The sequence below is a fragment of the Haladaptatus ordinarius genome (assembly GCF_054177595.1).
Map to the genome: position 1 here is coordinate 17,538 of NZ_JBPEHH010000052.1, position 12,521 is coordinate 30,058.

At 63.2% G+C, this 12,521-nt stretch carries 10 protein-coding genes and 2 pseudogenes; 4 read left to right on the forward strand and 8 right to left on the reverse strand.

Annotation, left to right across the window (positions count from 1 at the left end; translation table 11 throughout):
- Positions 1–13: 13 nt before the first annotated feature.
- The 5 genes from ACR3FF_RS17310 to ACR3FF_RS17330 all read right to left on the reverse strand — a co-directional run bounded on the left by ACR3FF_RS17310 (position 14) and on the right by ACR3FF_RS17330 (position 5,040).
- Positions 14–487 carry a DUF7109 family protein gene (locus ACR3FF_RS17310; RefSeq protein WP_458189349.1) on the reverse strand — a complete coding sequence of 158 codons (474 nt, stop codon included), beginning with the start codon at positions 485–487 and terminating at the stop codon, positions 14–16.
- Positions 480–1,631, reverse strand: a complete 1,152-nt coding sequence (locus ACR3FF_RS17315; protein WP_458189350.1) for a glycosyltransferase family protein — start codon at positions 1,629–1,631, stop codon at positions 480–482. The genes ACR3FF_RS17310 and ACR3FF_RS17315 overlap by 8 nt, the downstream gene beginning before the upstream one ends.
- Before the next feature lie 94 nt (positions 1,632–1,725).
- Positions 1,726–2,277 carry an Hsp20/alpha crystallin family protein gene (locus ACR3FF_RS17320; protein WP_458189351.1) on the reverse strand — a complete coding sequence of 184 codons (552 nt, stop codon included), beginning with the start codon at positions 2,275–2,277 and terminating at the stop codon, positions 1,726–1,728.
- A gap of 171 nt (positions 2,278–2,448) precedes the next feature.
- Positions 2,449–3,588: an MFS transporter gene (locus ACR3FF_RS17325; protein WP_458189359.1), complete on the reverse strand. Its 1,140-nt coding sequence runs from the start codon at positions 3,586–3,588 to the stop codon at positions 2,449–2,451.
- An 87-nt stretch (positions 3,589–3,675) separates the two neighbouring features.
- Positions 3,676–5,040, reverse strand: coding sequence for a polysaccharide deacetylase family protein (locus ACR3FF_RS17330; RefSeq protein WP_458189352.1), 1,365 nt, complete (start codon positions 5,038–5,040; stop codon positions 3,676–3,678).
- A gap of 150 nt (positions 5,041–5,190) precedes the next feature.
- On the opposite strand from ACR3FF_RS17330, the gene ACR3FF_RS17335 reads away from it, so the two are divergent.
- Positions 5,191–5,358 carry an HVO_0758 family zinc finger protein gene (locus tag ACR3FF_RS17335; RefSeq protein ID WP_458189353.1) on the forward strand — a complete coding sequence of 56 codons (168 nt, stop codon included), beginning with the start codon at positions 5,191–5,193 and terminating at the stop codon, positions 5,356–5,358.
- Positions 5,359–5,385: 27 nt separating this feature from the next.
- On the opposite strand, the gene ACR3FF_RS17340 is transcribed toward ACR3FF_RS17335, so the two are convergent.
- On the reverse strand, positions 5,386–6,474 hold the full coding sequence (locus ACR3FF_RS17340) for an aldo/keto reductase (RefSeq protein ID WP_458189354.1): 1,089 nt from the start codon (positions 6,472–6,474) through the stop codon (positions 5,386–5,388).
- Positions 6,475–6,552: 78 nt separating this feature from the next.
- Positions 6,553–7,377, reverse strand: a pseudogene (locus ACR3FF_RS17345) (amidohydrolase family protein).
- 167 nt (positions 7,378–7,544) lie between these two features.
- On the opposite strand from ACR3FF_RS17345, the gene thsA reads away from it, so the two are divergent.
- Together thsA and ACR3FF_RS17355 are read left to right on the forward strand one after the other, a co-directional pair.
- Positions 7,545–9,107, forward strand: coding sequence for a thermosome subunit alpha (thsA, locus tag ACR3FF_RS17350; protein WP_458189360.1), 1,563 nt, complete (start codon positions 7,545–7,547; stop codon positions 9,105–9,107).
- A gap of 345 nt (positions 9,108–9,452) precedes the next feature.
- On the forward strand, positions 9,453–10,268 hold the full coding sequence (locus ACR3FF_RS17355) for a helix-turn-helix transcriptional regulator (RefSeq protein ID WP_458189355.1): 816 nt from the start codon (positions 9,453–9,455) through the stop codon (positions 10,266–10,268).
- A gap of 176 nt (positions 10,269–10,444) precedes the next feature.
- Here ACR3FF_RS17355 and ACR3FF_RS17360 read toward each other — a convergent pair whose 3' ends face one another.
- A complete protein-coding gene (locus ACR3FF_RS17360) occupies positions 10,445–11,842 on the reverse strand; it encodes an FAD-binding oxidoreductase (protein WP_458189356.1) in 1,398 nt (465 codons plus the stop codon).
- 557 nt (positions 11,843–12,399) lie between these two features.
- Between ACR3FF_RS17360 and ACR3FF_RS17365 the strand changes: the two are divergent.
- Positions 12,400–12,521: pseudogene (locus tag ACR3FF_RS17365) on the forward strand (IS5/IS1182 family transposase); the annotation flags it as partial.

Below are 12,521 nucleotides of genomic sequence, written 5' to 3' on the forward strand. Positions count from 1 at the left end.
GCTCCGTTCGCTCTTAATTCGCCCGGTCGTCGAGTGATTCGTCCAACCGCGTGCGCACGTCGCCTGCCTCCACCGGTGCCCACGCTTCGAGGTCGTAGCTCACGTCGATGAGGTAGCGGACGCGCTCTTCGTCGGTCTCCCCGTCGGCGTCCGTCTCTCGGCGAAGCCGCTCCAGAACGCGCTCGCCGAGTCCCTCGCGGTCTACCGTTCGCTCCGGTACGTCCATGATGTGGGGCAGGTCCTCGCCGTTCTCGGGCATCGCGGGAAAGGCGACCGGGCCGGGGACGAGCACCGCCTCTCCCTCCGCATCCGCTTCGACGAGATAGTAGTCCGTCACCGAGTCTTCGATGACCGCCTCGAACGCCGACTCGTCCACTTCCTTGCCCTGTTTGAACGCCAGTTCCGCGAGCGCCTCGGCCAGTTCGTCGCGCGTGAGCGTCCCGAACAGGTCGACCACTCCGGCGAGTTCGTCTTTCGTCTTACTCATTACCGGGAAGCGTCGGGCCACCGATATTAGTGTTGGCGTTCGGGCATGGGTGTGCCGCCTCCCGAACCGTCGCCGGGTCGATGGGGGCGTCCGTCCACGCAGGAAGCACTGTATCGTCACCCGACAGGTCGTCGCGCTCCGTCCGCGGTGGTCGAATCGCCTCGGCGTACGTCTCGACCTGTTTGCGCTCTGCCATCGCGTCGTACTGCATCCCGTTGAACGTCGCGTCGGCAGCGTACTTTCTGACGAATCGCCGTGCCGTCGCGCGGTAGCGTGCAGGAAGCGTCTCGTAGGCCGGTTCGACGCCGTGGGCTTTACACACCTGGAACAGGGTGCGGGCGACGCCGTCGCTCATCGCGGAGAGTCCCCCGGGTCCGGACACGCCCCGGTGGTCGTGTTCGTACCGGCCGAGGTCGACCTGGGCGCTGCCGTCGAACCCGGCGTGTTCGAACGCCCCGCCGAGCGTGCCGACTTCCAGTCCCCAGTCGCGCTCGATTCGGAGGGATGCGGCGAGGTCCGCCGTCGTGGCGAACTCGCCCGCCAGCGCGTACCGAAACGCGCCGAGGTAGTCCAGAATCGGGGCGTCGTGCCGGTCCCGGAGCGCCCGGACGAGCGGCGCGAAAAACAGTCGGAACAGCCGCCCGTATAGTCGTTCGTCCTCGACGCGAGCGTAGTACCCCTTGGTGAACGAGAATCCCGAATCGAGCGGCGCGAGCAGTCGGGAGACGAGTCCCGCGTCGTAGGTTCTGGCGTCGGCGTCGTGGCAGACGACGAACTCGGCGTTCGCTGCCGCGACGCCGAGCGCGAGCCACACGTCCCGGCCCTTGCCCGCCGTCCCGTTCAGGTCGTGGTTCGCGAGCAGGTCGGAAACGCGAGGGCTGGTACACCAGAGTACGGTGAGCGGGAGGTCGAACGCCGAGAGCCAGCGGTGGACGTCCTCGACGGTGTCGGGGGATGCGCGAAGCGGGACGACGACGCGTTTCGGCCCGACCGATTCGAGCTCCGAGAGAATTCGACCGGCGGTCTGCGACCGATACTCGCGCTCTGTCATCGGTACGACGACGGCAGTACGGTCGGTCGGGGCGTCGGGAACCCGGCCCGTCAGGTCGTGGAGCGTCGTCACCTGCTCCTGCACATACTCCATTGGCGGGGATTGGGGGAGAGAGAAGAAAAAGGACGTGGAGTCGGCAGCGGAGTACGACTGACGAGAAGTGAATCGCAGTCGGCGAGTTTCCGGCTCAGTCGTCTTCTTCGTCGGCCGAGTGGAGACGGACTTCGAGTATCGAATTGTTGAACTGTGCCGTGCTCACCTCGGCGTGATTCCAGGGAAGCGAGACTCGCCTGACGACCGTTCCGTCCACTGCGATGACGAACGCGTTCGAATCCTCGGCGAGTTCGACCGAGAGTTCGTCAGCCTCGACGCCAGGCAGGTCGGCGACGATGGTCGCTTCGTCGTCCGACCGATGGGCGGTAACGTGATACGAGTCGGCGCTTTCTCGCGTCGTGTCGGCAGACGTTCGCTCTCGGTTCGGTCGTGTGCTGATTGGCTTCGACCACCGAGACCTCGATTCTCGGTCCGGTTGGGACTGATTTTCGTCTCCTTTTCGGTTCGATTCACGCGGCGGATTCGAAACGTCCACGTCGACGAGTCCTCTCACCAGGTCGGTCACTGGCTGCAGTCCGATATCGAGTCGGATACTCGAATCGTGACGCCCGGTATCCTCGTCGGTGTCCGAGTCGGTCGATTCGTGTTCGTCTTCGTCGTTATCGTCCGAATCTGATGGTGACATTGCTCTCCCTCTGGCGGTGCTCCCGCGAGTGTGCTAGACGGAAGCAAGGAGAGCTAATCAAACGTCCGTTCGCGTAATCGACCGTTAGTTCTTGTTAAAGAGGATACGAGGTGTGGAACGAACCGCCGGTTCTCGTCCCGATTCCACATTCGAACCACTCTCTCCGGTCTTTCAACTCGTCGCCGCTTCGGACGGCAGTCGGTTCGCACGGTGGAGGACGAGAAGGACCCCCAGTACGGCCAGCAGGCCGAACGCGAAGGTTCGGAAGACGTCGTCGAATGCGAACCCGGCGTCGGTCAGCGCACCGACGACGGAACTCCCCGACGCCTGGACGATCATCATGATACCGCTGTAGAGTGCGTAGGCGCTGGCCCGGTTGTCGTCCGGGAGCGAATCAAGCAGGTAGGTGTCGAGCGTCGGAAAGAGGCTGTGGATGACGTACCCGAGCAGTATCGAGACCCCGACGAGTGCGGCGACGCCCTGTGCTGCGGTCACCGCCAGTAGACAGGCGACGAACGCGCCGAGGATAGAGAGCATGAGCGGGACGTGTGGCAGTCGGTCCGCGAGTCGCCCGGTGAACCAGAACGCCGGGACGCCCGCCGCGAAGGTCACGGTGAGCACGAGGTTCGCCGTTCTAGGTGCGAGTCCCTTGGTCTGGAGATACGTCGGATAGAAGTTGAACAGGCCGTTCCAGACGAACCCCGTCGCGCCGATGATGGCGACGCCGCTCAGGATGATGGGCCACTGCCGACGGAACGCCGCCCAGAGGTCGCGGTCTGCCGACCCGGCGTCCGGGAGGTCGGTTCGCCACGCGATGACGAAGAAGACGACCGTGGTCAGGGCGGCCACCATCGCCAGGGTTCCGAGGACGCCTCGCCACCCCACCGTCGCCAGCACTGCGCCGACGAACAGCGGGGCGGCGACCGCGGCGAGTTGGCTGGCCGTACCGTGGATTCCGATTGCCCGCCCGACGCGGTCGGGATACAGTTCGCTCACCAGCGGGTTCGCGGCGATGAAGTACGCACCGCTGGCGACACCCATCAGGAACGCGCCCACGCCGAGCATGGGCACGGAGTTCGAGAGGGCAGTGAATCCGGCCGCACCGGTCAACACGACGCCCGTCCCGAGGACGACGTGGTGGCGCGGGACGCGGGTGAGCAGGTAGCCGGTCGGAATCCGCGGGAGGGCGCTTCCGAGCCAGACCAGCGTGGCGACGAGACCGACCGTGGCGTCACCGACGCCGAACGCGGCCTTGAACGGTTCGAGGAGGGGCGCGAACACCACGCGGGCGAAGTTGACCAGGAAGACCATCGAACTGAGCGACACGAAGAGGCGTCCACGGGACACGCGGAGGGGTTTCGAGAGCGAACAGTCAAAGCTTCCGAAATGGGCAGCGCGTCACGGCGTGTTGCTGGTTCGCATCTCCCAGAGCTCCGAGAAGGTGATGACTTCGACACCCGGCGTGCTGTCGATGTACGAGAGGAGCGTCTCGTACTCGGAGACGGCCATCGTGTTGTCACTTTTGAAATCGTGGAAGTTCAGGATACCGCAGTTTCGGTAGGTGGCGACACGGTCGACGAGCGTCTTGGCGATGTCCAGGTCGTGGCCGATGGTCCGGGGAAGGACGAGCGGGTCGAACCCGTACACACCGGTCGTGTTGACGTTCCCCGACTGGTTCATCCCGCCCATGTAGTGATACCGTCCGACCACGTCGAGCGCCGCCCTGTCGAAGTTGTTTCCAGGGTAGACAATAAAGTCGGCACCCTCGAACTCGTTGTCGATGAGCCACTGCTTGTTGCGCTTGAGGATGCTGTCGAGTTTCGACGTGGAAATCCTTGCGAACGGATTGTTGACGCTTCCGTGCGCCACTACTTCGTCGCCCGCGGTCTGGCGTTCCTGCAGTTCCTCGATGGACATGAACAGGTCGTATTTCACGCCTTCGGGCTGTGGCGGGTGGGTCAACACAGCGGGGAAGTCGTATCGGTCGTGAACCGGTGCAGCGTGTTCGTAGTAGCTTCGTTTCCCGTCGTCCCAGCTGAGGACGACGTAGCCCGTCTCGGGTTTGGGATGGAGGCGTACGTCGTCGACCCACGCTCCGACAGTCTCGTCGCCGGTCGCGTTGGTGACTTGCAACCAGATTCGGTCGATGCTTGTGAGGTCAGGTTCCGTCTCGCTGACCTCGAAGACGCCGGGGCAGGTTCGGAACCAGCCGACGTCCGGCGTTCGATAGGTCAGGCTCCGCAGTTCCAGCGCGGCGTGGTTGTCGTCGGTATCGACCAGAAAGATGTAGAAGCCGATTTTCGAGGGCGTGGTGGTTCGAATCGTCGCGGAGATATCTCGGTCGGAGAAGTCCGTCGGCTCGGACAGTTCGCGCTCTACGATTGCGTGGTGGCCGTCCTCCCCGACCAGCCGGAGGCTCTGTTTTCCCGTCCGTTTCAGTTTCGTATCGGGGGTCGCAGTTCCCCCCAGCGCGTGCCAGCGCGCTGGATTCTCGAACGTGTCGAAGGTCGTCCCTGGCGAACCGTATCGTTCTCTGCTGTCGTATCGCGTCCGGAGGGACGGAGTTGTAGCTGTACTGGTCGTCGTCGACGTCGTCTCGGTCGAGGTGTGTTCTGTCGACAGGGTCGTCGCAGTGGTCGACGTATCGGACTCCGACGAATCGCCGAAACACCCTGCGAGGAGTGCGGTCGAACCGAGTCCCGAAAGGCGGAGTAGTTGTCGGCGGAACAGCGAGGATGGAGGATTATCGGGAATTCCGTTCACCGTGAATATCACTATATTCTAGTTGAAAAAGGAATCGGAGGATACGTAGAATAATACTAGGATTCTCGCGACGACCACCAGACGCATCGCCACTGCAATCATGTCGAATCAGCGATGACTTTTTGTTACGTGCGTCTGTATGACGTGGTGATGAAATCAGTCCGGAGTGGTCTACGGAAGGGAGAGGTAGAGAAAGACACTTACGGGCGGTTGTCGTGCGCGGCGTGCGGAGAGTCGCTCAAAACGCACAACGACCCCGACGAGGTGTTCTCGGTCCGGTCGTGTCCGCAGTGTGGAAGCGAGTGGAAAGTGCTGTAGAGACGCGGGGGAGACGTCCCGGACTCCTCACTCGAAGACGGTGTCGAAGGCGTCCGCACCCATGGGGTCGAAGCGCCCAGCGTCCAAATTCTCCCGGACGTGGTCCGGGTCGCTCGCACCGACCAGCGAGGTGGTGACGCCGGGCGCACTCCGCGCGAAGTTGATGGCACGCTGGGCGGTCGTATCGCCGTCGAGTCGCTCGGCCACGTCTTCGGGTAGTTCTGCTGCGAGGTCGCCCTGCGCGATGCTCGCGCTGGTCATCACGTTCAGTCCCGCTTCCCGTGCGAACCAGAGTGCGCTCTGTTCTCCCTCGGGTCCCTCCTGTGACTCCACGGTGAAGGCGTCGGCCATGACGACGTTGAACGGCAGTTGCACGACTCGAAAGTGCGTCGTCGTGTTCTCCGCCGCCTTCGCCGCCTTGCGTGCGCGCGAGACGATTTCACGAAGCGAGAGGTAGTCGTGGTGTCCCTTCGGAACTCGGAAGGCAGTCCACGTCGCCACGCCGTAGTGGCGGATGTCACCCGTGGCGGCGCGTTCTTCGAGTCGGGTGAAGGTGGCTTCGAGCTGGTCGTACACCGCCTCGCGTGACTTCGAGTACAGTTGCGTCTCGGGATTGTGGACGTAGTAGCAGTCGACGGTGTCCAGCCCGAGGTTGTCGAGTGAACGATTCAACTGGTCGTCGACGTACGAGGGAGCGATACAGTGGCTCCCGCGCACGAGGTCGTCGGTGTCGATGCGGCCAGTATCGACGTACTCCTCTTTGACGAACGCACCCGGATTCTCGGGGCGTTCGCCGTCGAAGGGGACGAATCCGCCTTTCGTGGCGACGAACACCGCGTCACGGTCCACGTCGGCGTCGTTGAGTGCGCGTCCGACCACGCGCTCGCTTCGCTGACACCGGTAGTTGATAGCCGTGTCCACGACGTTGATACCACCTTCGAGCGCCGTGACGATGGCGTCGTGATATCCGTCGTCCACCTCGTCCGTCGGGTCGCCGAGGTACGTCCCGAGGCCGATGCTGGAGACGGCGACGTCGCCGAGCCGTCGAAAGTAGGTGCGTCCGAACTCGTCACCGTGGTCCCTGCGATAGGCGTCGGTTCCCGATTCGGTAGCCATGGTCCGTGATAGTCGAGGAGGCGGTATAAGCGTGGGGAGTGGGGCACGTCGTGACTGGAGACGACCGACCGTGTGTCCCTAGTCGTCGCTGTCCGCTGCGAGTGCCGTGACGACCCGCGAGGGATTCTTCGAGAACACCTTCCGCATGGCGTCTTCGGGCACGTCAAGGGTCAGAATCTCCATCACCGCGACGTTGGGGTGGGAGTTCGGCGCACCGCTGCCGAACAGCACGCGGTCGGGTGTTCCATGATGGCGCGTTCCATCTGCTCGCGATAGCGGACGAAACTCGTGTCCAGATAGCAGTCGTCGCACGAATCCAGCAGGTCGATGGCTTCGTCCATCAGGTCGCGGTTCAGCGGGAACCCGCCGAAGTGCGAGAGGACGACCGGGAACGACCGACCGAGCAGGGTCTCCGCCGCCGTGCTCGGTGGGAAGCCCTCACCCGCGTGCACGACGAGCGGGAGACCGACCTCTTCTAACTGGTCGAGGACCTCCTCGTCCGGCAGGCCGTCGCACGTCGGGTCTATCTTGAACCCGTGGAATCGGTCGTCGTAGGCGTACTGCTCGATGTCGTCCGGTTGGGTGTGCCACTCTTTGCGGCTCGCACCGAAGTTCCGCAATCGTGCGGTGGCGCTCCCGGTCGGGTCGCGCGGGCCGTTGATTCGAGCGAAGGCGACGAACGGACGTTCGACGCTACGACGGGCGACGGCGTTGTTCGCCTGTAGATAGCTCTGACCCTGACGGGGGGCCAGGGAAGACGACGGTGACGACGACGCCCGCCTGGTGCATCTCGCGTTCGAGTTTTTCGGGCGAGATAGCCCGCCCGCGCGCCGTGACGGGTTCTTCCACGGGGAGGCGAGAGTGTACGTCCACGACGCAAAAGCGGTGCTCCAGTTCCAGCATCGCACAATTATTCGGGGGGAACGCACTTTGAATCTATCGGTCGCCGGTTTGCAGGTGCTCACGGGATGCGTGTTTTCCACCTATCCTGCGAACGCAGTAGAAATATTTATATAGAACATCAATCATTCGTTATACTGATGTCAGAATCAGGCTTCGGACAGCGACGCATGGGCGGACGACCGATGTTCATCCTCAGCGAGGGGACAGAGCGAACACATGGTCGAGACGCTCAGTCCTCCAATATCACCGCAGGAAAGGCCGTAAGTGAAGCAGTACGCACGACGCTCGGCCCGCGCGGGATGGACAAGATGCTCGTCTCGGACGACGGCGACGTGGTCATCACGAACGACGGGGCGACCATCCTCAACTCGATGGACATCGAGCACCCCGCCGCACAGATGATCGTCGAAGTCGCACAGACGCAAGAAGACGAGGTCGGGGACGGCACGACCACGGCTTCGGTGCTGGCCGGCGAACTCCTCGCCAAAGCGGAGAACCTCCTCGAACAGGACGTTCACCCGACGACCATCGTCGAGGGGTACGCCCGCGCCCGCGACATCGCCGTCGAAGCTATCGACGACCTCTCTCTCGACGCCGACATCGACGACGAACTCCTCCGGCAGGTTGCAGAATCCAGCATGACCGGGAAGGGCACCGGCGACGTGACGACCGAACGCCTGGCGGAGGTCGTCGTCGGAGCCGTTCGCCACGTGGAGGGTGAGGAGAAGGTCGAACGCGACGACGTGCGCGTCCACACGCAGACCGGGTCGAGTTCCAGCGCGACGGAACTCATCGAAGGTATCGTCACCGACAGCGAACCCGCACACAAGAACATGCCGCGATCGGTCGAGGACGCGACCATCCTCGCAACCGACGGCACCTTCAGCGTCCGCGAGACGGACATCGACGCGGAGTACACCGTCGACAACGTCGACCAGCTCACCGCCGCGATGGACGCGGAAGACAAGCAACTCCGTGACCTCGCCGACGCCATCGCCGACGCGGGCATCGACGTCGTCTTCTCGCACTCCTCCATCGACGACCGCACCGCGGCGTACCTCGCCAACCACGGCATCCTCGCCTTCGAGGACGTGGACGACGACCTGACGACCGCCATCGCACAGGCGACCGGCGGCAAGCGCACGGGCAAGCCGGACGACGTCGACGAGGACGAACTCGGCCACGCAGACCGGATCTACGTCGAGAAGTACGGCGACGACGACCTCGCGTTCATCGAGGGCGGCGCGGCCGCGAAGTCCGTCACCGTCTTCGTCCGTGGCGGGACCGAACACGTCGTGGACGAACTGGAACGCGCGCTCCAGGACGCACTCGACGTGGTCTCGACCGCCGTCGACACCGGAAGCGTCGTTCCCGGTGCGGGCGCAACCGAGATCAACATCGCGGGCCGCGTCCGCGAGGACGCCGCAGGCATCGAGGGGCGCCAGCAACTCGCCGTCGAAGCCTTCGCCGACGCCGTCGAAGTGCTGCCGCGGACGCTCGCGGAGAACACCGGCATGGACCCCATCGACGCCCTGGTCGACCTCCGCGCAGCCAACGACGACACGCCGGGCCGCGCAGGCATCATCTCCTCGGGCGAGACCGGTGAGATCGCAGACCCCGTCGAGGAAGGCGTCATCGACCCCGCCGCAGTCAAGAGCGAGGCGTTCGAGAGTGCCACCGAAGCCGCGACGATGATCGCCCGTATCGACGACGTCATCGCCGCGAAGTAAGCAGTAAGCAACCCGGTTTTTTCATTTTGGTGCTGTCGAATCCAGATTTCGAGGACAGATATAGAGGGTCGTGCTGAATACGGGGCGCGTATCCTGTCGGTGTCACGTCGGGAACACGGACCTGGAAGACTGCAAGAGGCCGACCAGAGCCCCGCTCCTGACCGGCGCGGAGCCAGACTCGTCTTCTCGTCTCGGCGAGGTTTCCTGGATAGGAACGCTGGTGGAAGATCGGTAGCTGCGTCGTCCCGTCCGATTCCGAAATTCGCAGGCGGAACCTTCGTTTCGGCCCAGCTACGCAGTAGCGCCGATAGAGTGATGCCCGTGACAAACCACTAGGTTTGCACTATGACGCAGGCCCTGGGAGATATCCGATATCTCTCCGACTCCGATCATCGCATCACCATCCTCGAACTGTTACTGGAGGCCCCGCAGACCCAGTCCGACTTGCGCGAGCGGGCGGAGGCGTCGACTGCGACCGTTAGTCGCGTGTTGCGGTCGTTCGAGGACCGGGACTGGGTGGTGAGGCGCAGCGGCAGCTACGAGCTAACTCCGGTCGGACGATTCGTCGCTCTCGAGTTCATCGATCTCCACCAGCGGCTGCAAGACGCGGAGCGACTGCAGGATATCGTCGAGTGGCTCCCGGTCGGCCTCGTCGATCTGGGAATCGACCGTTTCGTCGGTGCGAGTCTCACGTTCCCGACGTCGACGAACCCGATGGCGGTCATCGAGCGAACGACGGAACTCGGACGACACGCCTCCAGGTCCCGTGCCCTCTCTCACTACCTCCCGACGATGTGTATCGATGGGCACCTCGAGGCGATCAACGAGGGGACACAGATACTAGAGTCCGTATTCAACAGTGAGATCTACGAAACCGTCGCCTGTTCCCGTCCGGATGGGAGCAAGAAGATACTGGAGGTGCTCGACTCCGACCGAGCAACCCTGTACGTTTACCACGGCGACGTCCCACACGTACTCGGCATCATGGACGACATCGTGTACGTCGGCGTCGAGAACGACACGGGCGTGCTGGTGGCGCTCATCGAAACCACCGACGAGACGGTCTTCCGGTGGGCCACCGACACCTTCCATGCGTACCGTGATGAGGCGACGTTGATGACCCGCGACTCCTTCCAGCAGTTACGGACGACGACGGCCTGAGTAGACACTGCACCCGCTTTTGCCGGAGGAACGATAGAAGGTGCGTCGACCTCTTTGGAGCGGAATATTTTGGTCTCGTCGAAAGCCTCCGTCGATTCGACGTCGGACGGTGAGTCGACCGCGACACACCGGCCGAACCACCGTCCAGTTTCCGGACTATTGGTTCGGCGTCGTCGTCAGGTCGCCGGTTCGACGTTCTGGTTGACGTGGAAGACGTTCTCGGGGTCATACCTCGCCTTGACTGCTCGGAGACGCTCGTAGTTGTCTCCGAAGGTAGCCGGGATGCGGTCCCCGGCCTCGTCCATCATGAAGTTGACGTGAGTGGCACCGGCAGTGTAGGGATGAACTGCTGCCCAGTAGTCGCGGGTCCAGTCGGTGATACTCTGGCGGTCGCCGGCATCGGAACTGACGCCGGTGATGACCATCGACCAGGTGGTGTCGCGGTGGCGCCAGGCGGTCTCGTCGGGGGCGACACGGTCAACGACGCCGTCGATCGGGTAGAGGTGCATTGCCGACTTGGCGGTCGGCACCTCGGCAAACTGCCGGTGGGCAGCGATAGCATCGTCGGTCAGCTCCGTGATGAAGTCGCCTTTCCAGTACCACTGGTAACCCGCCGGGTAGAGCGCGTCGAACAAGCTCTGTAGCGCCGGGTACGGCATCGAAGCGACGCCCTCGAACAGCGGTTCGGCGACGTCGCGGGCCTCCTGAATTACGCTCTCGAACGCCGCGTCCGGACCCGTGTAACACCACATCAAGCCACAGACCTTCTGGCCGTGGATTGCCTCCGGGAAGGAGTCGACCGACGGCACCGCCCCGACGAGGTAGAAGGCGTAGATGTCCTCGGGAGCTTCGGGCAGCCACTCCCGGTACCACCGCATGGTCGTCTCGAGCTCTTCGAGCGGCCAGAACAGCGGTCCGGCGATCACCGTGTCGACAGGGTGCAGTCCGAACTCGAACGACGTGACCACGCCGAAGTTGCCGCCGCCGCCCCGGAGCGCCCAGAACAGGTCCTCGTTTTCGGTCTCACTGGCGTGAACCAGACGCCCGTCGGCCAGCACGACGTCGGCGCTCAGCAAGTTGTCGATGGTGAGGCCGTACTTGCGGGTCAGGTAGCCGTGGCCGCCACCCAGTGTCAGCCCGCCGACGCCTGTCGTCGAAAAGATCCCGCTGACCGTTGCCAGCCCGAAGGCGTGGGTGGCTTGGTCGACGTCGGCCCAGGTGCAGCCCCCCTCGGCCCGCACGGTCCGGGCGTCCGGATCGACGCGGACGCCGGTCATCGCCGAGAGGTCGATCACGAGGCCATCGTCGACCATCGCAAGGCCCTGGCCGTTGTGGCCGCCGCCGCGGATTGCGATCTCCAGATCGTGTTCCTGACCGAAATTCACCGACGCGATCACGTCCGCGACGTTCGCACACCGGGCGATCAGCGACGGACGCTTGTCGACCATGCCGTTGTAGATCGCCCGCGCCTCGTCGTACCCATCGTCCTCCGAGCGGAAGAGCGTCCCCCGTAACACAGTCTCGAACTCGTCGATCGTTTCGCCGTCTGGTACTGCTGGTATTGTTTGCGACATCGTGTCTCTCCCTCGTCCTCCCCGAGACCGAGTAGTGGCGAGCCGTGGTGAACAGCCCAATATTGGATGGGTGACAACGTATAGTCGTCTAGATATATTTTCCCACCAGGCGAGAATCTCTCAGTCGCATTCGGAGAGACTCGCTGTTGGCACTCACTCACCAACGGATTTTGCGATATCAACCACTCGACTGTAGACTGGGTGATCCTCTGGGAGAACCGTGTAGCCGTCGTGTAAACCGTTTTCCGCTGTGGTGAGACCGACCATCTTCACGTCTCCTTGGGTTCGTGACCGAGATCAAAATCGAGGTAGGACCTCACGGTTCCGATCACGGGTACCGCTTAGACCGTTTCGGTCGGTGGTTCGCCCGGAGGACCGACTACCTTCGGCCGATCCTTCGAACTCTGTTACCCTTTCCGATAGACGACAGGCTTTCAGAGAACTCCGGAAGGGCCTACTGGAGACGTCCCCTGTATGCAGCATGCGATTCCTATCCGTTGCTGAGGGCTCAATTGAATCCGCAGAAGACGGCGGGATAAGTCGTCAGAATCAGTGTACTGAAGCGGGAGAGTGCAGTTGTGCAGAAGACACTCTTCCGCTTCGTGAAGCAAGTGGCTTCACTCGCTCAAAAGCTTACTGACGCGGCTCTCATCCAGCTTAGCCATCCAGCCGGCAACGG